Genomic DNA, 20,428 nt, shown 5'->3' on the forward strand with positions numbered 1-20,428 from the left:
GCGCCGCGCGAGCCCGTACGTCATGCGCCGGCCTCGGCGGTTTCCTTCGGCAGCGCGGTCGCGAGCACCTTGTCGACGCGCTTGCCGTCGAGGTCGACCACCTCGAAGCGCCAGCCTTCCCACTCGACCGAGTCGGCGGTCTCGGGCAGGCGCCCGAGCAGCAGCATGATCATGCCGGCCAGCGTGTTGTAGCGGCCGCGGTCTTCCTCGGGCAGCTCGCGCAGCTCGAGGCGGTCCTTCAGCTCCGGGGTCGGGATGAGGCCGTCGATCAGCCAGCTGCCGTCCTCGCGCCGCACCGCCCACGAGTCGTCGTCGAGATGGGTCGTGAACTCGCCGGTGATCGCCTCGAGCACGTCGCGCACGGTGATCATCCCCTGCACCTCGCCGTACTCGTCGACCACGAACACGATCTGCGCGCTCGACGCGCGGAAGTGCTCGAGCAATTCCATGCCCGACAAGGTCTCGGGAACGTAGACCGGCGGCTGCAGCCCTTCGGTCAGGTCGAGCGGCTTGCCCTGCAGCGTCTGCTGCAGGAGGCTTTGCGCCGAGATGACGCCGAGCACGTCGTCGAGGCCACCGCGGCACACCGGATAGCGCGCGTGCTCGTCGTTCTCGAGAATGCGCAACACGTCCTCGGCCGAGCCGGTCGATTCGAGCCAGACGATCTCGGCGCGCGGAATCATCATCGAGCCGACCTCGCGATCGTCGAGGCGGAACACGTTGCGCACCATCTGGTGCTCCTGCCGCTCGATGACTCCGGCGTCGAGGCCTTCCTCGAGACTGGCGGCGATCTCCTCCTCGGTCACGCTGCGGTCCGGCTCGCCGCGCACGCCCAGAAGGCGCAAGGTGCCTTCGGTGCTCGTCGAGAGCAGGCGCACGAACGGGGACGCGATCAGCGACAGCCATTCCATCGGCCGCGCCACCAGGCGCGCGATCGTCTCCGGAAAGTGCAGCCCGAGCCGCTTGGGCACCAGCTCGCCGAGCACGATGCTGAAGAAGGTGATCGTCACGACGACCAGCGCGGTTGCGGTGATCTCGGAGGCACGCGCGCCGAGCGGGAAGCTTTCGTTGATCCAGCGTGCGAACGGTGCCGAGAACGCGGCGTCGCCGACGATGCCGTTGAGGATGCTGATCGAGGTGATGCCGATCTGCACCACCGAAAGGAACTTGGTCGGGTTCTCGTGCAGGTCCATCGCGTGGCGGGCGGCGCTGTCGCCCGATTCCACCATCACCTGCAAACGGGCCTTGCGGCTCGCCGTCAGAGCCATTTCGGACATCGCAAACAGCGCGTTCAGCAGCAGCAGGAAGAGCAGTAGGGCAACGTCCATGCGGGGCGCGCATCGATAACGGCAGGGGAGCGTAGCAGAATCGATCGATGATCTATCTCATCGGAGACGTGCAGGGCTGCTGCTCCGCCCTCGACCGCCTGCTCGACGAAATCGGTTTCAGCGCGTCGCGCGACCGCATCCACGTGCTTGGCGATCTCGTCAACCGCGGGCCCGAATCGCTCGCCACCTTGAGGCGCCTGAAGAGCTTCGGCAGCTCGGCGGTGTGCCTGCTCGGCAATCACGACTGGCACCTGCTCGCCGCCGCGCACGGCGTGCGTCCGCTGCACGCGAGCGACACCCTCAACGACATCCTCGACGCGCCCGACCGCGCCGAGTGGATCGACTGGCTGCGCCAGCGGCCGATGGCGGTGCACGAGCACGGCTGGCTGATGGTGCACGCCGGCGTCGTGCCGCAGTGGGACCTCGCGCTCACGCTGCAGCTCGCGGGCGAGCTCGAGGATCACCTGCAGAGTCCCGCGCTCACCGACTTCCTGCACGTGATGTACGGCAACGAGCCGTCGCGCTGGTCCGACCAACTGGCCGGCGGCGATCGCCTGCGCTTCGCGCTCAACGTGCTGACCCGGATCCGCTTCGTCGACGCCGACGGCCGCCTCGACTTCAGGCTCAAGGACAGCGTCACCGCCGCCCCGCCCGGCCACTACGCGTGGTTCGACGCACCCGGGCGGCGCACCGCCGGCGTGCCGATCGCGTTCGGCCACTGGTCGACGCTCGGCTTCATGAGCCGCCCCGACCTGCTCGCCCTCGACACCGGCTGCGTCTGGGGCGGACGCCTCACCGCCGTGCGCATCGACGGCGGCCGCCGCGACCACATCAGCGTCGAATGCGCCGAGGCGCAGCGCCCGGGTTGACGCGACGCGATCGAGCCATCCCGCCACGCCCGACTGACGAGATTTCCGTGCCCACCTTCCTCTCGAACCTGCCGCCCTCGCTGGTGGCCATCGTGCTGCTGCTGGCCTCGAACGTGTTCATGACGTTCGCCTGGTACGGGCACCTGCGCTACAAAAGCTCGCCGCTCCTGCTCGCGATCGTCGTCTCGTGGGGCATCGCGTTCTTCGAGTACTGCCTGCAGGTGCCGGCCAACCGCATCGGCAGCCAGACCTTCACCACCGCGCAGCTCAAGATCACGCAGGAGATCATCACCCTCGCGGTGTTCGCGGTGTTCTCGGTGACCTTCCTCGGCGAGCCGCTGCGCTGGAACTACCTGGCTGCGAGCGTGTGCATGCTCGCCGCCGCGGTGTTCATCTTCGCGGTCTGAAGCGCCCGACCGCGCTGCCGCGCGCCGGGCACGTGTCAGAATCGCCGCGCCCGCGCGCTCGTGAGAGCCCGCGCCGCACCCCGGAGACGTGGCCGAGCGGTTTAAGGCAGCAGTCTTGAAAACTGCCGAGGGGGCAACCCCTCCGTGAGTTCGAATCTCACCGTCTCCGCCAAGGTGCCCGCCCCGCAGCGTTCTCTGTTGGCCCGAACAGTCTCGCTTCCCCCCATCTTCATCGGTCGCGTGTCAGCGCAGCGATCGGCTCGGGACACGAGCGCGGCCGATGCAAGCGTGGGGCGACCACTGCATGGGCGCGGCCGGTGCGACGACGGCTGGAAGGCGCCTGGGCAGCGAACTGCACGACGCCGTCGCTGACGAGCTGCGATCTGCGCGGCCTGCCTGAAGTGCCCATCGTGCTCCGCGATGTTCGGGCGCATCGGCGAGGCGGCGGCGCCGCACGGGCCGGTGACGAACACGCGCGACGAGATCGTCGCCGCGTTCGCAAGCGGACCGCGGCCAAGTCGACGCGTGCAGCGCGAGTGGTTGCGCCTCCTGCGGCGGACCCGGCACCGAAGGGCGTGCGGCTCAGTCCGAGACCGTGTCGGCCGCCACCGCCGTGACCGGGCGCTGCTTCTCGGCCGCGGCGCGCACGTTGAGCCAGGCGCTCGCCGCACCGCAGCTGCCGATGATCGCCATGCCGACCCAGCCCCAGCCGTCGGGCACGACCCCGAACGCGATGTAGCCCGCCAGTGCGGCGACCGCGAGCTGCGCGTACTGGAACGGCATCAGCGTCGACGGCGGCGCCTTGCTCAGCGCCATGATCAGCATCAGGTGCCCGCTGGTGCCGAGCACCGCGACCGCGGCCAACGCGGCGACCTGCGACCCGGGAGCAGCCATCAGCGCATCGATCGGATCGGCCACGCTGGCAAGCAGGATCGGCGTGGCGATCGCCATGCCCGTCGCGCCCGTGTAGAAGTTGGTCGTGAACGGGTCCTCGTGCGGCGCGAAGCGGCTGGTCATGATCTGGAAGGTCGCGTTGGAGAACGCCGCCGCCAGCGGCAGCAACGCCGCCCAGCCGATGATGCCGCTGCCGGGACGGACCACGACCAGCGCACCGACGAAGCCGCCGACCACCAGGCCCCAGCGCAGCGGCGAGATGCGTTCCTTGAGCCAGACGCGTGCCACGAGCGTCGCGACGACCGGCGTCAACATGACGATGGCGGTGAACTCCGCCACCGGCATGCGGCGCAGCGCGGCGAAGGCCATCGCCGAGGAAAACGCGAGCAGCGCGCCGCGCGCGATCTGGAACATCGGGTTGGCGGTGCGGAACGAGCGCTGCCTCGACACGACGATCCACAGCGTCATGATCGCCGCGTGCAGGCCGTAACGAGTCCACAGGACCAGGGCCACCGAGAAGTAGCTGCCGACGTAGCGGATCGTGGTGTCCATGACCGCGAACGCGCTGGCGGCGGCGATCACGAGGGCGATGCCGAGCAGAGGTCGAGGGGCGTTCAGGGGTGCCATACCAGTGGAGTTGCCGATGTGCAGACGCTGGCGTCCGCCGCCACTGTACGGGGTGCCACGCGGACGGTGCAGCGTTCACCCAAGCCATGGAAGTGACCATCGCGCGGCCGCTTTCCCCAGCAGCGGCTCCCACGACGCCACCAGTTGCACCAGACGATCCCTGCAAACAGGAGCGAGGATCAGTGGGTCGCCTCCTCACGCATCACGACCTCGGTGCCCTCGAGCTCGAACTCCAACTCGCGCGGAATGCGGACCGCCCGGTTGCGTGCGTTGCGACACGACGAGGCATGTCGCTCGGCCACGGTGAGCTCCCCGGGCCAGCTGACCACGCCGACGCGCCGGCTGTGCAACGAGCGCAGTCAGGGTGACGGTGCATCGTCGCTACCCGAATCCGCGCAGGTATGATGCGCGCCGTTGGTGCTCGTCGAGACGTTCAGTCGAGACAGTTCAACGGGAATCAGGAGGGCGCGGTCGCAAGGCCTGCCTCAACCTGAGCTGCCCCCGCAACGGTAAGCAGACGGAAGCTGCCAGAGGCTCGGCTTCCATCTCGTGACACATCAGCCACTGGATCGGGTTCGCCACTGCGCACCTCGCTCTGGGAAGGCGTCACGGGTCGTTTCTGTCAGCCCGGATACCGGCCAACGAGGTGGCGTTCCGCGCAGGCGGTCGCCGAAGGCGCCAGACCGCGGGGAAGCGGCAGAGCGCGATTGGTCGGTCCATTGCCATGACTTCGTCTTTTCGCAGCTGCGCTCGTCGCGGCACCACTGCGTTCGTCTGTTTCACGCCATTCGTTGTCGTCTCGGCGGCATTTGCCCAGGCTGCCACCTCCACCACCCTGGACCCGGTGGTGGTCACCGCCAACCGAACGCCGCAGCCCTTGTCTTCGGTGCTGGCCGACATCTCGGTCGTCGACCGAACGACGATCGAGCGAAGCGGTGCCGTCGGTGTCGCGGATCTGCTCGCGCGCCTTCCCGGCATCGAGTTCGCCCGCAGCGGTGGCCCCGGCAGCGCCACCAGCGTCTTCGTGCGCGGTGCCGAGAACCGTCACACCGCCGTCTACATCGATGGCGTGCGTGTCGATTCGCAGTCGACCGGTGGGGCCGTCTGGGAACAGATCCCGCTCGACCAGATCGACCGCATCGAAGTGCTGCGCGGCCCCGCTGCCGCCGTCTACGGGTCCGACGCCATCGGCGGCGTGATCCAGTTGTTCACCCGGCGCGGCCGCGGACCGGCGCAACCGAGCGCATCGCTGACCTACGGCACCTACCGCACGGGCCTCGCCCAGGCGGGCGTCAGCGGGTCCGCCCAAGGCATCGACTACTCGCTGTCCGCGTCGCACGGTCGCAGCGACGGGTTCGATTCGCGCACGCCCGGGGCCGCCGGCCACAACCCTGACGAGGACGGCTGGCGCCGCAACTCCGTGCGAGGGCGGGTGGGCTACGAGATCGACGCCGTGCATCGCATCGAAGCGTCGGTGTTGGCGAGCAACCTGCGTTCTCACTACGACGGCTTCACGCCGGGGGCCGACGACTGGAACCGCCACGCGCTGCGCACCGGCAACGTCGCCTGGCACGGGCGCTGGACGGACGACGCGACGACGCGCCTCCAGCTGGGCCGGACCAGGAGCACCTACGAGACCCAGCCGAGCTTTTATCGCACCGAGACGACGCTGGGCGACTACACGCTGCAGCACGAGCAGCGCATCGGCCCCAACACCTTCACCGGAACGCTGGAGCGGCGCGACGACGAACTCCGGAACCCGGCTGTCGCTCCAGGCGTCACGCTCGAAGGCAAGCGCCACCAGAACGCGGTCGGACTCGGCTGGCGCGGCGACTTCGGCGCGCACGGCTTCCAGGCGCATGTGCGACGCGACGACGACAGCGAATTCGGCGCCAAGAGCACCGGCAGCCTGGCTTGGGGCTGGGCGTTCCTGCCGCAATGGCGCATGACGGTCGCTGCGGCGAACTCGTTCCGCGTGCCGACGCTTTATCAGCGCTTCAGCCAGTACGGCAACGCCGCGCTCGTTCCGGAACGCGGCCGCAACGTCGAGCTGGGGCTGCGCTGGGCGGCGGGCACCGACACCGCCGTCAGCCTGGTGGCCTGGCACAACAAGGTGACCAACCTGATCGCGTTCGGCGACCCCGGCCCCTGTCCCGACGAGTTCGGCTGCTACGTCAACGTCGGTCGGGCGCGGCTGCGCGGCGTCACGCTTGCCGGCAACACGCGGCTGGGCGGGGTGACGCTGCGCGGCTCGCTCGACTGGCACGATCCCCGCAACGTGGACACCGACAAGGTGCTGCAGCGCCGGGCGCGCCGTCTCGCCACCTTCGGGGCCGAGACGCAACTGGCGGGCTGGAACGTCGGGGCCGACATCCAGGCCGCCGGCAAGCGCTACGAGGACGCGGCGAACACCCAGCGCATGGGCGGCTACGCGCTGCTCAACGTGTTCGTCAGCAAGGTGCTGGTGCCCGGGCTCACGCTGGAGGGCCGCATCGACAACGTCGGCAACAAGGACTACGAGCTGGCGCGCAACTACGCGACGGCCGGGCGCAACGGGCAGGTGACGCTGCGCTGGACCACGCCCTGAGTCGCCAGAGACCGGAGAATGCCCGACCCATGGCCGCTGCCCTCCTGATCGGCGCGCCCGCGTCGGGCCACGGAAAGACCACCGTCGCGGCCGGCCTGGCGCGTCTGCATGCGCGGCGCGGCGCGCGGGTGCGCTGCTTCAAGTGCGGGCCCGATTTCCTCGATCCGCTCTGGCTCGAGACGGCGAGCGGGCACGCCGCCGATCCGCTCGACCTGTGGATCCAGGGCGAGGCCGACTGCGCGCGCCGGCTCGCCGACGCCGCCGCCGACGTCGACCTCGTCGTCGTCGAAGGCGCGATGGGGCTGTTCGACGGCGACTCGAGCGGCGCCGACGTCGCGGCCGCGTTCGATCTCCCGGTGCTCGCGGTGATCGACGCGAGCGCCATGGCGGCCACGTTCGGAGCCGTCGCGCACGGGCTGCAGACCTGGCGTGCGTCGCTGCCATGGGCGGGCGTTCTCGCCAACCGTGTCGGTGGCGAGGGGCATGCGGCGATGCTGCAGCGCGCCGTGCGCGATCCGATGCACTGGCACGGTCACCTGCCGCAGAGCGAGGCGCTCCGATGGCCCGAGCGGCATCTCGGCTTGACGATGCCGTCCGAGTCGCCCGAGGCCTCGCGGGCGCTGGACGCGGCGGCCGACTGGCTGGAACGCACGCCGCTCGGCCGTGCCCTCGCCGACTGGCCGCCCTGGCGTGCACCGGTGGCCGCCCCGGCAGCGCCGCTACCGCGCTGCCTGCGGGGCGCCGAATCGCCATCGCACGCGACGCCGCGTTCGCGTTTCTCCACGCCGCCGACATCGAGCTGCTGAAGACGCTCGGTGCCGAGCCGACGTTCTTCGCGCCGCTGGCCGGCGAGACGCTGCCGCCGTGCGATGCGCTGTGGCTGCCCGGCGGCTACCCTGAGCTGCATGCGGCCGAACTCTCGGCCTGCACCGGGCTGCGCGAGCAGGTTGCCGCCCACGTGCGGGCCGGCAAGCCCGTGTGGGCCGAATGCGGCGGGATGATGGTCCTGGCCGACCACCTGATCGACGGCACGGGAGCGGCACACCGCATGTGGGGGCTGCTGCCCGGCGTGGCGACCGTGGGCCGTCACCTGGCGGCGATCGGGCCGCACGAGCTGACGCTGGGCGGCACCGGCGAGGCGGCGCTGCGCGGTCACAGCTTCCACTGGTCCCGCTTCGAGAGCCCGCTGGTGCCCGTCGCACGCACCCGCCCGGCGCACGGCGAGCGCGCCGCCGGCGAGCCGTTCTACGAGCACGGCAGCGTGCGCGCGAGCTGGTTCCATCCGTGGCTCGCGTCGTCGCCGCGGCTCGCGGCGCGCCTGTTCGACGCTGCGCCGCCGACCTCATGAGCGCCGTCACGCACGAACTCCTTCTCGGCGGTGCGCGCAGCGGAAAGTCGCGCACGGCCGAGTCACGCGCCGGCGGCTGGCTGGCGAGCGATCCGACCCATCGGGCGACGTTGGTGGCGACGGCGCTCGCCGGCGACCCCGAGATGGCCGCGCGGATCGCCTGGCATCGCGCCGATCGCGGGGCGCGCGTTCCCGCGCTCGAGACCGTCGAGGCGCCGCAGGCGCTCGGCGCCACGCTCCGGCGTCTCGCGCATCCCCGGCGCCTGCTGGTGGTCGACTGCCTGACGCTGTGGCTCACGCAGTGCCTGCTTCCGCCTGCAGGCGCGCCCCCGGGCCGGCCCTGGGCGCAGGAGAAGGAGGAGCTGCTGGCGGCGCTGCGACACGGCGCGTCGCCGGTCGTGCTGGTCTCGAACGAGATCGGCCTCGGGGTCGTGCCGCTCTCGCGCGAGGCCCGGGCATGCGTCGACGCGCTCGGCGAGCTCCACCAGGCCGTCGCGGCCCTCTGCGGCCGCGTCACGCTCATGGTCGCCGGCTGCGAGCTGCGCGTGAAGGACCTCGCATGAACACGGCGCCGTTCTCGCGCCGCGCCGTGCTGCGCGGGGCGGCCGCCCTGCTCGGCACCGGCCTCGTGGCGCGCGTGCCGGCGGCCGAGCCGATCGTGGTGCGCGACGACCGCGGCACCGAGCATCGCTTCAGCGCGCCTCCGCAGCGCATCGTGACGATGCTGCCGTCGTTGACCGAGACCGCCTGGGTGCTCGGGGTCGGCCATCGGCTGGTCGGCGTCGACCGCTTCTCGAACTGGCCGGCGGAGCTCGCGCGGCTCCCGCACCTGGGTGGCCTCGAGGACGCGCAGATCGAGGCGATCGCGGCGCTCAGGCCCGACGTGATCCTGGCTTCCACCGCGTCGCGCGCCATGGAGCGACTCGACGTGCTCGGATTCACGATCGTGCGCCTGAAGTCCGAGACCCATGCCGACGTGCGGCGCACGCTCGACCTGATCGCGCGCCTGCTCGGCACGCCCGACGAGGGCGCGCGCGTCTGGGCGCGCATCGAGCGGGAGCTCGCGACGGCCGCCGCGCGCGTGCCGGCGAGCGTGCGCGGTCAGCGGGTCTACTTCGAGATCGGCGGCGGCCCTTACGCGGCAGGCACGAGCTCGTTCATCGGCGAGACCTTGAAGCGCCTGGGGATGAACAACATCGTGCCTCCCGAGCTCGGGCCATTTCCCAAGCTCAACCCCGAGTACGTGGTCCGCGCCCGGCCCGATCTGATCATGGGCGTGCAGCGCGAGCAGGCGGCGCTCGTGCAGCGGCCCGGCTGGGGCGCGCTGGCGGCGGTCCGCAACCGCCGCCTTTGCGGTTTCGACGCGGCCGATTACGAGATGCTGATCCGGCCCGGGCCGCGCCTCGGCGAGGCGGCCGCGCGGCTCGCGGACTGCCTCTCGCGGGTGGCCACGCCCGCGGCCCGATGACGAGCGCGGGGATGAGCGAAGTCGAGCGCGCGGCGAGCGACCCCGACCTCGATCCGGCACGCCGCCGGCGCCTGGTGGCCTTCGTGGCATCGGCTCTCGCGCTGGGTCTGGCCGGCGGGCTGGCCACCGGCTCGACCGGCTTCGACCTCGCCGCGTTGTGGAACGACCTGCACGGCAGCGACGCGGTGCTGATCCTTGGCCAGATCCGCGCGCCGCGCACGCTGGGCGCCGCGCTCGTCGGCGCCCTGCTCGGTCTCTCGGGCGCGATCGCGCAGGGTCTCTTCCGCAATCCCCTGGCCGACCCTTACCTGCTCGGCAGTGCCAGCGGCGCGGGACTCGGCGTGGTGCTGGTGCTCGCCGCCGCCTCGCTGGGCGGCGCGACGATCAGCCTCGCGACCGTCGTGTGGATCGAGCGTGTCGGGCTGGTCACGGCGGCGTTCGCGGGCTCCGTCATCGGCGTCACCCTGACGCTGACGCTCGCCCGGGGTGCGGTGCAGACGCTGCGCCTGCTGCTTGCCGGCGTCGTGGTCGGCGTGATGCTCGGGGCGATCAGCGACCTGGTCACGGTCGCCTCGCCGGACGCCCTGCGCGGCAAGCAGGCGTTCATGCTCGGCAGCACCAGCTTTCTCGGCTGGAGCGCCATCGCGACGATGGGTCTCGGGCTGGCGCTGCTCGCCGCCCTGGCGCAGCGCCACGCGCGCGCGCTCGACGCGCTCACGCTCGGCGAGGACAGTGCGACCAGCCTCGGCCTCGACCTCGGGCGGGTGCGCCTCGCGCTCGTGCTGATGCTGAGCCTCGGGACGGCGCTGGCCGTCGCCCAGGCGGGTCTTGTCGCCTTCGTCGGGCTGGTGGCGCCGCACCTGGTACGGCGCCATGCGCCGGGGTCGCACGGCTGGCTGCTGATCGCGAGCGCCGGCATGGGTGCGGCGTTGCTGCTGGTGGCCGACGTGATCTCTCGCGCCGTGATCGCGCCAGAGGAGCTGCCGGTCGGTGTCGTCACCGCGGTCCTCGGCGGTTGCTACCTGTTCGGGCTGCTGAGGCAGCGCGCGGCGTCGTGAGCCGGCCCGCGTCGCTGAGGGCCGGCGACGTCGGCGTGCGTCTGGGCGGCCGCCTCGTGCTCGACGGCGTCAACCTGGAGATCGGCGCCGGCTGGACCGCTTTGGTCGGACCGAACGGCGCCGGCAAGTCGACGCTGTTGCGCGCGCTCGCCGGGCTGCAGCCGCTCTCCCGCGGCGCGGTTCTGCTGGACGGCGAGGACGTGCACCGCATCCGCCCGGCACGGCGCGCCGCGCGCTTGGCCTGGCTCGCGCAGCAGGGCGAGGTCACCGGCGAGCTCAGCGTGCGCGAGACGGTGGAGCTCGGCCGCATCGCCCACCTGGGCCTCATGGGAACGCCCGGACCGGCCGACCGCGAGGCCGTCGATCGCGCCATCGCGCTCACCGAGTGCGGCGCCTGGGAGCGTCGGCGCCTGCACGATCTCTCGGGCGGCGAACGCCAGCGGGTGCTGCTGGCCCGGGTGCTGGCGACCGAGGCGCCACTGCTGCTGCTCGACGAGCCGACCACGCACCTCGACGCGCCGCACCAGGTGATGCTGACGCGGCTGCTGCGGCGCATCGCCCGCGGCGAGGACGGACCCCGCGCCGTGCTGAGCGTGCTGCACGACCTGCCGATCGCGCTGCGGGCCGATCGGCTGCTCGTGCTCGAGCGCGGGCGGCTGCGGGCCGGTGGCGCGCCGACCGATGCGGCCGTGCAGGCCGCTCTCGTCGACGTCTTCGACGGCGCGATCCGCATCGAGGCCGATGCGCGGGGCGCGCCGCGCGTCGGCCTCACGCTCGACGCCGAATGAACCCGAGGAGCCCCTGATGGACATCGTCGCCCCGCCCGCCGCACCCGGAGCCAAGGCCACCGGCGAACGCCGCGGGCTGGTGATCGTCCATACCGGCCACGGGAAGGGCAAGAGCACCGCCGCGTTCGGCCTCGCGTTGCGTGCCCACGGACGCGGCAAGCCGGTCAGGATCTACCAGTTCATGAAGGTACCGTCGGCACGCTTCGGCGAGCACCGCGTGTTCGAGACGCTCGGCGTGCCGATCGAGGGACTCGGCGACGGCTTCAGCTGGAAGAGCCGCGACCTCGAGCACAGCGCGCAGCTGGCGCGCGACGGCTGGCTGCGGGCCGAAGCGACGATCCGCGCCGGCACGCACTTCCTCGTCGTGCTCGACGAGATCATGTATCCGCTGCGCTACGGGTGGCTGCCGCTGCAGCCGGTGCTCGACGCGCTGCGTGAGCGCCCCCCGCAAGTGCATGTGGTGCTGACCGGCCGCAACGCACCGGACGAACTGGTGGCGCTGGCCGACACCGTGACCGAGATGGCGCCGGTCAAGCACCATCACCAGGCCGGCGTGCCGGCCCAGCGCGGCATCGAGGACTGACGCCGTGGCCGCGGGTGCACTGCTGCTGGCGTGGGCGCTCGATGCCGCCTTCGGCGAGCCCCGCAACGCGTGGCATCCCGTGGCGTGGCTCGGCCGCGCGCTGCGGCCGCTCGGCGCCCGGCTGCCGGCGCTCGCGCCGCGACCCGCATTCGCCCTCGGCGCCTGCGCCTGGAGCGGCGCGGTCGTGGCGGTGGGGCTGCTGGCCTGGGGCGTGCAGGCCTGGATCGATGGCCTCCCGGGCTGGCTCGCGCTGCCTGCGCTGGCGCTGGCCTTGAAGCCGGCATTCGCATGGTCGATGCTCAAGGACGAAGTCCGCGCCGTCGAGGCCGCGCTCGGACACGGGCTGGACGCGGGGCGGGCGCGCCTCGCGCGGCTGTGCAGCCGTGACGTGACCACGCTCGATGCCACCGCGGTGCGCGAAACCGCGGTCGAGGCGCTCGCCGAGAACTTCAACGACTCGCTCGTCGCGCCGCTGTTCTGGTTCGTGGTGGCCGGTCTGCCGGGCGCCTGGATCTGGCGCACCGCCAACACGCTGGACGCGATGTGGGGCTATCGGGGGCGCTGGGAGTGGGCCGGCAAGTGGGCCGCACGCGCCGACGACGTGCTCGGCTGGATCCCCGCGCGGCTCGCTGCGGCGCTGTTGTGGAGCCCGTCGGTCGCGCTCAAGCCATGGCGCGACGAAGCCCGGCAAACCCCCTCGCCGAACGGCGGCTGGCCGATGGCGACGATGGCGCTGCGGCTCGGCGTCCGCCTCGGCAAGCCGGGCGTCTACGTGCTCAACCGGACGGGCAGCAGCGTCGACGGCAAGGTCGTCGCGCGATCCTTGCAGCTCGCCGAGCGGGCGGCGCGGGCGGCCTTCGTCGGCGCCGGCGTCGCGCTGTGGTGGCGGGCCGCGCGATGAATGCCGCGCCGCGCGTTCACGGCGGGGCCGACGCCGACGGCGCTGCCCGCTGGGACTTCTCCACCTGCGCCAACGCGGCGGGGCCGTGCGAGTCGGCGTGGGCGGCGGCGCGCGACGCCGACCTGCAGCGCTACCCCGGACCCGGCCGCGCACGCGGTGCGCGAGGCGCTCGCCGCGCTGCACGAGGTGGAGCCCTGGCGCATTCTCCCGGCCGCGAGCGCCAGCGAGTTCATCCAGCGCATCACGGGCGTCGGCGAACGGCTCTGGCCGGGTGCGGTCGCGGTGCCGAAGCACGCCTACGGCGACTACGCGATCGCCGCCGCCGCATGGGGGCGCGCGCTGGCGCCCGACGGCGCAAGTCCCGGCGGCTTTGCCGGCGACGTCACCCTGCGCTGGGTCGCGGAGCCGTCGAGTCCGCTCGGAATCGATGCGCCCCGCCGCCCGATGCGGGCACGCGGCCGACGGTTCTCGATGCCGTGTACCCGCCGCTGCGTCTGGCCGGCCGCTCGACCTGGACCGCAGCGGACTGCGATCGCGCGTTCGTGCTGCACAGCCCCAACAAGGCGCTGGGCCTGACCGGCATCCGCGGCGCGTACGCCGTGGCGCCCGGCACGGCGGGCTACGACGTGCCCGCCTGGTGCCGTGCCCTGGAGGCCGCGGCGCCGTCGTGGCCGCTGTCGGCGCAGGCCGACGCGCTGCTGCGTGGCTGGGCCGGCCGCGACGTGCAGCAGTGGGTGGCCGATTCGCACGCGACGCTGGCGCACTGGAAGGCGCTCCTGCAGCAGGAACTCGGCGCCCGCGGCTTCACCCAGCGCGCCAGCTCGACGCCGTACCGGTGCGTGCGACCGCCGCTGGCCATCGAACCGCGTCGGCTGCGCCGGCACGGCGTCGCGGTGCGCGACGCGGCGTCGTTCGGCCTGCCGGGCTGGTGGCGCGTCTCGGCGCAGCCGCCGCGCGCCGCCCGTGCGCTGCTGCAGGCGATCGACCTTGAGGTCGGGGGTCGTCCATGAAGCGCGCTGCCCTGATGGTGTGGGGCGCGAGCAGCGGCGCCGGCAAGAGCCTGCTCACGACGGCGCTGTGTCGCTGGGCCGCGCGCCAGGGCCTCGACGTGGCGCCGTTCAAGGCGCAGAACATGAGCAACAACGCCCGCGTGGTTCCCGTCGACCCTGCCGATCCGGACAGCCGGCTCGGCGAGATCGGCTCGGCGCAGTACTTCCAGGCGCTGGCCGCGCGGGTGCCGCCGAGCGTCGATATGAACCCCGTGCTGCTCAAGCCCGAACGCGACACCGCGAGCCGGGTCGTGGTGCACGGGCAGGTCGACGCCGAGCTGTCTCGCCTGCCGTGGCGCGAGCGCAGCCGCGTGCTCGCGGCGGTCGCGCGGGAGAGCTTCGATCGGCTGACCGGGCGGCACGGGCGCATCGTGATCGAGGGCGCGGGCTCGCCGGCCGAGATCAACCTGGCGCCGCACGACTACGTCAACCTCGACGCCGCCCGCTGGGCGCGCGAGCACGGCGCGCTGCATGCCATGCTGGTGGCGGACATCGACCGCGGCGGCGCATTCGCGCATCTGCACGGGACCTGGGCCCTGCTGCCCGACGACCTGCGCCCGGTACTCGCCGGCTTCGTGCTCAACAAGTTTCGCGGCGACGCCGCGCTGCTGGCACCCGGGCCCGCTCAGCTGCAGGCGCTGACCGGCGTTCCGCTGCTCGGGGTGCTGCCGATGCGGCGCGACCATGGACTGCCGGACGAAGATGGCGTCCACGCTGCGCCCCGCACGGACTCGGGCGGACCGCGCATCGCGATCGTCGCCTGGCCGCACATCAGCAACCTGGACGAGTTCCAGTCGCTCGCCGAAGTCGCGACGCTGCGCTGGGCGCGCAACGCGGCCGAGCTCGCCGACGCCGACTGGATCATCCTGCCGGGCAGCAAGCAGGTCAGCGGCGATCTGGCCTGGCTGCGCGAGCAGGGCCTCGACCGCTGCATCGTCGAGCACGTGCGGCGCGGGCGGCCGCTGCTCGGCATCTGCGGAGGCCAGCAGATCCTCGGCCGCACCCTCGACGATCCCGGCGGCGTCGACGGCGAGCCGCACGGACCGCTGCCGGGGCTCGGGCTGCTGCCGCTCGCCACGCGATACGCGGCGCCCAAACGGCTGCGCGCAGCGGCCGTGCATTTCGACACCCTGACCTCGCCCTGGCAGGCGCTGACCGGCCGATCCCTGCCGGCTTACGAGATCCGCTGTGGTCGCACCACCGTCGACGTCGACGGCGCCGTGGCAGTCGTGCACGACGCCCACGGTCAGCCGATCGGCTGGCAGGCGGGCGCGACGCTCGGCCTTGCCGTGCACGGCCTGTTCGAGGACGCGGCCACGCTGCACGCGCTGTTCGGCCGACACGTGCGCACGCTCGACGCCCGCTTCGACGCACTGGCCGATCTGGTCGAGGACCACCTCGGCGCGGCGACCCTGCGCACGCTGCTCGAGGCCTGACGCGTGAGCCCGTTCGCGCCGACGCTGCCGCTGCCCGCCTTCGACGACGCCGGCCTGCGCTCGCGCGTGCAGGCAGCGCTCGACGTCAAGACCAAGCCCAAGGGCGCGCTCGGCCGCCTCGAAGCGCTGGCGTTGCAGATCGCGCTGGTTCAGGGCGACGCATCGCCGCGCCTCGTGAACCCGCAGCTGGTGGTGTTCGCGGCCGACCACGGGATCGCGGCCCGCCGCGTATCGGCCTATCCCGCGGAGGTGACGCGCCAGATGGTGCTCAACTTCCTCGCTGGCGGTGCGGCGGTGTCGGTGCTGGCGCGCCAGCACGGCATCGCGGTCACGGTCGCCGATTGCGGCGTCGATGCCGATTTCCCCGCGGCCGCCGGGCTGGCGTGCCTCAAGGTGCGGGGGGCGGAGCGCGGCTCGGCCGACGCCAGCGCGGGACCGGCGATGAGTCCGGAGCAGTGCCGGGTGGCGATCGCGCAGGGACGCGATCTCGTCGCCGCCCTGCCCGGCAACGCCCTCCTGCTGGGCGAGATGGGCATCGGCAACAGCTCGGCGGCCGCCCTGCTCATGGCTCGGCTGACCGGCGCGCGGCTGGCCGACTGCGTCGGCCGCGGCACCGGCCTCGACGACCTCGGGCTCGCGCACAAGCGGTCGGTCCTCGAGCACGCGCTGGCGCGCCACGCCGACGCCTTGGCGCCGTTGCAGGCACTCGCGGCGCTCGGCGGGCTCGAGATCGCGTCGATGGTCGGTGCCGTGCAGCAGGCGGCCGCCGAGCGCCGCGTGATCGTCGTCGACGGCTTCATCAGCACCGCCGCGGTGGCGGTGGCGGCCGCGCTGCAGCCCGCGCTGCTGGCGTGCTGCGTGTTCTCGCATCGCTCGGGCGAGGCCGCACACGGGCGCTGGCTCGAGGCGCTGGGCGTGCAGCCGCTGCTCGACCTGGACTTGCGCCTGGGCGAAGGCTCGGGCGCGGCGCTCGCCTGGCCGTTGCTGGTCTCGGCGGTGAACATCCTGGCGCAGATGGCGAGCTTCGAGTCGGCCGGCATCAGCCGACGCGTGTCATGACGCGCCCCCTGCGGCGCGTCGGGGCCGCTGCGCGGCACGAGCGGCGGCTCTTCTTCATCGCGCTGCAGTTCCTCACGCGCATCCCGATTCCGGGATGGGTCGGCTTCGAGCCCGCGCTGCTGAACCGCGCCGTTCGGCAGTTCCCGCAGGTCGGCGCACTCGTCGGCTTCGTCGGCGGCAGCGTGGTTTTCGTCGCCCAGCAGCTGTGGACGCCCGGTGTCGCCGCCGTCCTGGCGGTGACCGCCACGGTCTGGCTCACCGCTGCCTTTCACGAGGACGGCCTCGCGGATACCTTCGACGCGCTGCTGGGGGCGGCTTCGCGCGAGAAGGCGCTGGCGATCATGAAGGACTCGCGCATCGGCACCTACGGCGCCTCCGCGCTGGTCGTGACGCTGTTGCTGCGGGTGCTGCTGGTCGCCGAACTCGTCGCGCGGGATCCGCTGGTCGCCGCGCTGGCCGTGGTGGCATCCCACGCCGGCGGGCGGGCCGCGGCCGTCGTGCTGATGGCGAGCGTGCCGTATGCCGGCGAGGAGGCGCACGCCAAGGCCAAGCCGCTGGCCCGCCATGCGCGACGGATCGACGCCGTCGCCGCCGCCGTCGCCGGCGTCGCGTGGCTGTGGCCCGCCGCCGCGGCAGCGACGTCGGGACCGATCGCGGCGCTGCTCCGGGTCGCGAGCCTGACCGCCGCGCTCGCCGCCCTCGTGCTCGGACTGCGCGCCTGGCTGCGTCGACGTCTGGGTGGGTACACCGGCGACACACTGGGCGCGGCCGCCCAGTTCGGCGAACTGGTCGTGCTGCTCGGCGTGGCGGCACGGATGCCCGGATGACGGCGAGGCTGGTGCACGCCTGGCGCCACCCGCGCGCCGAAGGAGGTGCCGGCTGCTGCATCGGGCGCACCGACCTGCCGGTCGACCCACGCAAGGCCAAGCGCCTGGCGCACCGCATCCGCGCCTTCGCACGGCGCGCGCGGCTACCGCACATCGTCGTCACCTCGCCGCTCCGCCGCAGCTGCGAGGTCGGATGCTGGCTGGCACGCTGGGGCTGGACCCACCGCGTCGATCCGGCGCTCGCCGAGCTCGACTTCGGGACGTGGGAAGGGCGCGGGTGGGCGAGCGTCCCCGTCCAGGAGATCGACGCCTGGTGCGCCGACTTCGTGCATCACGCGCCGGGCGGCGGAGAGTCGCTGGCAGCGCTGCTGCGCCGGGTGGAGCGATTCGAGCCGGCCGGCGCCTGTGTCGTCGTCACGCACGGAGGCTGGTTGTCGGCCGCCGCGTGGCTGACCCGAGGTGCCGTGCCCGCCACCAGCGAGCGCTGGCCGCCGCCGCCGTCCTTCGGGCAGCGGGTCGCGCTGGCCTGGAGCAGCGTGAGCGATGCCCGCCGACCCGGCCGCCAGGCGCTCGGCCGCGTGCAAGGCGAGTAGGCATATGCAGATGCCCTGCCGTTGCCGCGCTCGACTCGCCTGCGCTCGCTCCGCCGCCGGAGGACGAGGACCGACCGTCCGGCCCATGATCGCCGGGGCCGGCGCTCGCCTCGCATCGAACCCTGAGGGCGTCTCCCAGGTCCACGAACCGGGCCAAGCCGGTCGCGGAAGCAGCAGCGGGCGCCCGGCCGCCCTTAGCGCTGCGCGGGACGGGCGGGCGGCGCGTCCCGACCGCCCGGACCTTGCGCAGGAGCGCCCGGCGGCGGCTTGACCAACCCCGGATCCACCTGGCGCGCCGGACGCTCGACGATGGCCGGGTCGACCCTCGCCGGCGGCCGCGTCACGATCCCCGGATCGACCCGCGGCGCAGACGCCGGGGCGCTCGCCGCGGGCGCCAAGGCACCGGCGGCGGCCGCGGCGGTGCAGGTCCCGATCGCCAGCAGCGCGGCCATCGTGGCGAGCAGTCGTTGTGCGCGGGCTCGTGCCACCCGCGCGTCCCGCGGAGCCGCCGAAGCGCGAGACGGGTGCAGCGGCAATGCTGAGGTCATGGCGGTTCCTCTCGCTTGCATCGAAGGTCGAGCAATGTACGCGCACGCCGATCACCCGCCGGGGCTCGGGGCCGCAACAGACGGACGCAGCGCGTGCCGAAACCGTGCCCCGCGCCGCACGGGACGCCGGCATGGCACCGCGGTTGCCGGGCCCGATCTCCTCCCGAGGAGTCCACGCATGTCCGCACCCGAGAACTTCCCGCTTTCGCCGAACCCCGACATCGTGCCCAACCCCGTGGGGCCGGAGGTCACCCCGCCGCAAGGCCCTGACGTGAATCCGCTGCCAAGCGGTCCCGAGATCACGGTGCCGACCGGGCCCGACGTGCAGCCGCCGCCGGCCGGCGACGTTGGCTCGCCGCCGGCGGGCCCCGAGGTCTGAGCTCGCCGGCGGATGCGAGCCGGCAGCGGTTCCTGCGCCAGCCGCTGATGCACGGGCGACGGGAACGCCGATGACGCGCGGCTCGGCTGCGCTGGACCGGCGACTTGCGACGCCCGCCGGCGCGTGGGGCGGGCGAGGAGGCGATGGCCGAAGCCGGCGCCGGCTCCCCGCACGCCGATGCCGACCGACGTGCGCCGACTGACCGACGAGACCCGCGCATGAGCACCTGGCTGCAGAAGTACTGGGAACGCCTGCGCGCGAGCTTCTGGTTCCTGCCCTCGCTGATGGCGGTGGCGGCAGCGGCGCTCGCGTTCGCGGGCGTGACCCTCGACGAGGCGTTCACCGACCGGCTGCTGAGCGGCTTCGGCTGGCTCTACACCGGTGGCGCCGAAGGCGCGAGCCTGGTGCTGAGCACCGTGGCCGGATCGATGATCACGATCGCCGGGGTCGTGTTCTCGATGACGCTGGTCGCGCTGTCGCTCGCGTCGTCGCAGCTGGGCCCGAGGCTGCTGCGCAACTTCATGCGCGACACCGCGAACCAGGTGGTCATCGGCACCTTCGTCGCGACCTTCGTCTACTGCCTGCTCGTGCTGCGCACGATCCGCCGCGCCGACGAAGTGGCGTTCGTCCCGCATCTGTCGGTGACCCTCGGGGTCGTGCTCGCCCTCGCGAGCCTCGGGGTGCTGATCTATTTCGTCCATCACGTGGCCATGTCGATCCAGGTCGACGTGGTGGTTGCCCGGGTCGCCGACGAGTTGTTCGCCGGCGTCGAGCGGCTCTTTCCCAGGCAGGTCGGAGACCGGTCCGAGACCGCTGCGAAGACGGCGCGGGATGAGGCACGCGCAGCAGCCGCCTTCGAGGGTGCCGGAGCGGACGTGATCGCCGACGGCGACGGCTATCTGCAGCTCGTCGACGCCGAGCGCCTGATGCGGCTCGCGAGCGAGGCCGACGTTCGGATCCGGCTCGCGGTCCGTCCGGGCCATTACGTGTTCCGCAGGCAGACGCTGGCGACGGTGTATCCCGCCGAACGCGGCAAGCGAGCGCTGCTCGGCGAGATCCGGCGCGTGTTCGTGCTGGGCGAGCAGCGCACCACCGCCCAGGACATCGAGTTCGCCATGCTGCAGCTGGTCGAGGTGGCGGTCCGTGCCCTCTCGCCGGGGATCAACGATCCGTTCACGGCCTTGACGTGCGTGGATCGCCTCGGTTCGGCCCTGTCGCGCCTCGGCGAGCGCGACATGCCCACCCCGCTGCGCTCGGACGACCAAGGGGTCCCGCGGGTCCTCGCACCGAGCCCGAGCCTCGCGGCCCTCGTCGGCACCGCGCTCGAGCCGCTCCGACAGCACGCGAGGGCCGATGCCCTCGTCACCCGGCGGCTGCTCTCGACGATCGAGCGGCTTGCGCCGCGCTTCCCGGTGACAGGCCGCGCCGAGTTGTTGCGCCAGGTCGCGATGATCGAGCATGGCGTGCCCGCCACGCTGCAGGCGATGGATCGGTGCATCGTCGCGGAGGCGTGCGAGAAGGCACGCCGTGCGCTGCGCACGTCGCGCGTCGACGACAACGCTGCACAGCGATCGCCAGCGACGCCGGAGGGCCGCTGAGCGCCTGGCTCCAGGCGGGCCCGCCCCCGCAGCGTCACGCCGCCGTTGGGACTCGGGCCTGCACGTTGCGGTGACCGGACT

20 protein-coding genes, 1 tRNA gene, 1 pseudogene and 1 riboswitch are annotated in these 20,428 nt (G+C 72.9%); of the genes and pseudogenes, 18 read left to right on the plus strand and 4 right to left on the minus strand.

Features of this window, described 5'->3' with window-relative positions:
• Positions 1–20: 20 nt before the first annotated feature.
• A complete protein-coding gene (locus HQN59_RS13435; protein ID WP_176069629.1) occupies positions 21–1,328 on the minus strand; it encodes a hemolysin family protein in 1,308 nt (435 codons plus the stop codon).
• A gap of 47 nt (positions 1,329–1,375) precedes the next feature.
• On the opposite strand from HQN59_RS13435, the gene HQN59_RS13440 reads away from it, so the two are divergent.
• The 3 genes from HQN59_RS13440 (at position 1,376) to HQN59_RS13450 (ending at position 2,776) form a co-directional block, all read left to right on the plus strand.
• Positions 1,376–2,197 (plus strand): symmetrical bis(5'-nucleosyl)-tetraphosphatase, encoded by an 822-nt coding sequence (locus HQN59_RS13440; RefSeq protein ID WP_176069630.1) that lies wholly within the window; start codon positions 1,376–1,378, stop codon positions 2,195–2,197.
• 41 nt (positions 2,198–2,238) lie between these two features.
• Positions 2,239–2,604, plus strand: coding sequence for a DMT family protein (locus tag HQN59_RS13445; protein ID WP_425342731.1), 366 nt, complete (start codon positions 2,239–2,241; stop codon positions 2,602–2,604).
• Positions 2,605–2,686: 82 nt separating this feature from the next.
• Positions 2,687–2,776, plus strand: a tRNA-Ser gene (locus tag HQN59_RS13450).
• A 410-nt stretch (positions 2,777–3,186) separates the two neighbouring features.
• Here HQN59_RS13450 and HQN59_RS13455 read toward each other — a convergent pair.
• Both HQN59_RS13455 and HQN59_RS25805 read right to left on the minus strand, forming a co-directional pair.
• On the minus strand, positions 3,187–4,125 hold the full coding sequence (locus HQN59_RS13455; RefSeq protein ID WP_176069632.1) for a DMT family transporter: 939 nt from the start codon (positions 4,123–4,125) through the stop codon (positions 3,187–3,189).
• Between the two features lie 179 nt (positions 4,126–4,304).
• Complete coding sequence (locus tag HQN59_RS25805) at positions 4,305–4,427, minus strand: AbrB/MazE/SpoVT family DNA-binding domain-containing protein (RefSeq protein WP_217704123.1); 123 nt, start codon at positions 4,425–4,427, stop codon at positions 4,305–4,307.
• Positions 4,428–4,523: 96 nt separating this feature from the next.
• A riboswitch (cobalamin riboswitch) is annotated at positions 4,524–4,782 on the plus strand.
• 67 nt (positions 4,783–4,849) lie between these two features.
• Here HQN59_RS25805 and HQN59_RS13465 point away from each other — a divergent pair.
• From HQN59_RS13465 to HQN59_RS13525, 13 genes and pseudogenes are all read left to right on the plus strand, one after another.
• A complete protein-coding gene (locus HQN59_RS13465) occupies positions 4,850–6,712 on the plus strand; it encodes a TonB-dependent receptor domain-containing protein (RefSeq protein ID WP_176069633.1) in 1,863 nt (620 codons plus the stop codon).
• Between the two features lie 29 nt (positions 6,713–6,741).
• A pseudogene (locus HQN59_RS27025) lies at positions 6,742–8,060 on the plus strand (cobyrinic acid a,c-diamide synthase CobB).
• Entirely contained in the window at positions 8,057–8,623 is a 567-nt protein-coding gene (locus tag HQN59_RS13475; protein ID WP_176069634.1) for a bifunctional adenosylcobinamide kinase/adenosylcobinamide-phosphate guanylyltransferase, read from the plus strand. Before HQN59_RS27025 ends, HQN59_RS13475 begins: the two are co-directional and overlap by 4 nt.
• Positions 8,620–9,528: an ABC transporter substrate-binding protein gene (locus HQN59_RS13480; RefSeq protein WP_176069635.1), complete on the plus strand. Its 909-nt coding sequence runs from the start codon at positions 8,620–8,622 to the stop codon at positions 9,526–9,528. The genes HQN59_RS13475 and HQN59_RS13480 overlap by 4 nt, the downstream gene beginning before the upstream one ends.
• A gap of 11 nt (positions 9,529–9,539) precedes the next feature.
• Positions 9,540–10,586 carry a FecCD family ABC transporter permease gene (locus tag HQN59_RS13485; protein WP_176069636.1) on the plus strand — a complete coding sequence of 349 codons (1,047 nt, stop codon included), beginning with the start codon at positions 9,540–9,542 and terminating at the stop codon, positions 10,584–10,586.
• Positions 10,583–11,374 carry an ATP-binding cassette domain-containing protein gene (locus HQN59_RS13490; protein WP_176069637.1) on the plus strand — a complete coding sequence of 264 codons (792 nt, stop codon included), beginning with the start codon at positions 10,583–10,585 and terminating at the stop codon, positions 11,372–11,374. Before HQN59_RS13485 ends, HQN59_RS13490 begins: the two co-directional genes overlap by 4 nt.
• 16 nt (positions 11,375–11,390) lie before the next feature.
• Positions 11,391–11,957, plus strand: coding sequence for a cob(I)yrinic acid a,c-diamide adenosyltransferase (cobO, locus tag HQN59_RS13495; protein WP_176069638.1), 567 nt, complete (start codon positions 11,391–11,393; stop codon positions 11,955–11,957).
• Positions 11,958–11,961: 4 nt separating this feature from the next.
• Positions 11,962–12,858, plus strand: a complete 897-nt coding sequence (gene cbiB, locus HQN59_RS13500) for an adenosylcobinamide-phosphate synthase CbiB (RefSeq protein ID WP_176069639.1) — start codon at positions 11,962–11,964, stop codon at positions 12,856–12,858.
• Between the two features lie 476 nt (positions 12,859–13,334).
• Positions 13,335–13,868 (plus strand): aminotransferase class I/II-fold pyridoxal phosphate-dependent enzyme, encoded by a 534-nt coding sequence (locus HQN59_RS26820; RefSeq protein WP_342451203.1) that lies wholly within the window; start codon positions 13,335–13,337, stop codon positions 13,866–13,868.
• Complete coding sequence (locus HQN59_RS13510; protein WP_176069640.1) at positions 13,865–15,343, plus strand: cobyric acid synthase; 1,479 nt, start codon at positions 13,865–13,867, stop codon at positions 15,341–15,343. The genes HQN59_RS26820 and HQN59_RS13510 overlap by 4 nt, the downstream gene beginning before the upstream one ends.
• A gap of 3 nt (positions 15,344–15,346) precedes the next feature.
• Positions 15,347–16,402 (plus strand): nicotinate-nucleotide--dimethylbenzimidazole phosphoribosyltransferase, encoded by a 1,056-nt coding sequence (gene cobT / locus HQN59_RS13515; protein WP_176069641.1) that lies wholly within the window; start codon positions 15,347–15,349, stop codon positions 16,400–16,402.
• Positions 16,399–17,229: an adenosylcobinamide-GDP ribazoletransferase gene (gene cobS / locus HQN59_RS13520; RefSeq protein ID WP_176069642.1), complete on the plus strand. Its 831-nt coding sequence runs from the start codon at positions 16,399–16,401 to the stop codon at positions 17,227–17,229. The genes cobT and cobS overlap by 4 nt, the downstream gene beginning before the upstream one ends.
• Positions 17,226–17,822 (plus strand): histidine phosphatase family protein, encoded by a 597-nt coding sequence (locus tag HQN59_RS13525; RefSeq protein ID WP_176069643.1) that lies wholly within the window; start codon positions 17,226–17,228, stop codon positions 17,820–17,822. The genes cobS and HQN59_RS13525 overlap by 4 nt, the downstream gene beginning before the upstream one ends.
• A 194-nt stretch (positions 17,823–18,016) precedes the next feature.
• Here HQN59_RS13525 and HQN59_RS13530 read toward each other — a convergent pair whose 3' ends face one another.
• Positions 18,017–18,274, minus strand: a complete 258-nt coding sequence (locus HQN59_RS13530) for a hypothetical protein (protein WP_176069644.1) — start codon at positions 18,272–18,274, stop codon at positions 18,017–18,019.
• Between the two features lie 274 nt (positions 18,275–18,548).
• On the opposite strand from HQN59_RS13530, the gene HQN59_RS13535 reads away from it, so the two are divergent.
• Positions 18,549–18,749, plus strand: coding sequence for a hypothetical protein (locus tag HQN59_RS13535; protein WP_176069645.1), 201 nt, complete (start codon positions 18,549–18,551; stop codon positions 18,747–18,749).
• A gap of 218 nt (positions 18,750–18,967) precedes the next feature.
• Entirely contained in the window at positions 18,968–20,347 is a 1,380-nt protein-coding gene (locus tag HQN59_RS13540) for a DUF2254 domain-containing protein (RefSeq protein ID WP_176069646.1), read from the plus strand.
• Positions 20,348–20,428 lie beyond the last annotated feature (81 nt).

Origin of the sequence: Rhizobacter koreensis (assembly GCF_013366375.1) — a bacterium.
GTDB lineage: Bacteria > Pseudomonadota > Gammaproteobacteria > Burkholderiales > Burkholderiaceae_C > Schlegelella_A > Schlegelella_A koreensis.

What these genes read in the sequence shown, in the direction of transcription:
- HQN59_RS13540 (WP_176069646.1), top strand. Translation starts at nt 18,968, where the DNA reads ATGAGCACCTGGCTGCAGAAGTACTGGGAACGCCTGCGCGCGAGCTTC.
- HQN59_RS13525 (WP_176069643.1), top strand. Translation starts at nt 17,226, where the DNA reads ATGACGGCGAGGCTGGTGCACGCCTGGCGCCACCCGCGCGCCGAAGGA.
- HQN59_RS13475 (WP_176069634.1), top strand. Translation starts at nt 8,057, where the DNA reads ATGAGCGCCGTCACGCACGAACTCCTTCTCGGCGGTGCGCGCAGCGGA.
- HQN59_RS13510 (WP_176069640.1), top strand. Translation starts at nt 13,865, where the DNA reads ATGAAGCGCGCTGCCCTGATGGTGTGGGGCGCGAGCAGCGGCGCCGGC.
- HQN59_RS13455 (WP_176069632.1), bottom strand. Translation starts at nt 4,125, where the DNA reads ATGGCACCCCTGAACGCCCCTCGACCTCTGCTCGGCATCGCCCTCGTG.
- HQN59_RS13485 (WP_176069636.1), top strand. Translation starts at nt 9,540, where the DNA reads ATGAGCGAAGTCGAGCGCGCGGCGAGCGACCCCGACCTCGATCCGGCA.
- HQN59_RS13530 (WP_176069644.1), bottom strand. Translation starts at nt 18,274, where the DNA reads ATGGCCGCGCTGCTGGCGATCGGGACCTGCACCGCCGCGGCCGCCGCC.
- cobS (WP_176069642.1), top strand. Translation starts at nt 16,399, where the DNA reads ATGACGCGCCCCCTGCGGCGCGTCGGGGCCGCTGCGCGGCACGAGCGG.
- HQN59_RS13480 (WP_176069635.1), top strand. Translation starts at nt 8,620, where the DNA reads ATGAACACGGCGCCGTTCTCGCGCCGCGCCGTGCTGCGCGGGGCGGCC.
- HQN59_RS13535 (WP_176069645.1), top strand. Translation starts at nt 18,549, where the DNA reads ATGTCCGCACCCGAGAACTTCCCGCTTTCGCCGAACCCCGACATCGTG.
- HQN59_RS13435 (WP_176069629.1), bottom strand. Translation starts at nt 1,328, where the DNA reads ATGGACGTTGCCCTACTGCTCTTCCTGCTGCTGCTGAACGCGCTGTTT.
- HQN59_RS13465 (WP_176069633.1), top strand. Translation starts at nt 4,850, where the DNA reads ATGACTTCGTCTTTTCGCAGCTGCGCTCGTCGCGGCACCACTGCGTTC.
- cobO (WP_176069638.1), top strand. Translation starts at nt 11,391, where the DNA reads ATGGACATCGTCGCCCCGCCCGCCGCACCCGGAGCCAAGGCCACCGGC.
- HQN59_RS13440 (WP_176069630.1), top strand. Translation starts at nt 1,376, where the DNA reads ATGATCTATCTCATCGGAGACGTGCAGGGCTGCTGCTCCGCCCTCGAC.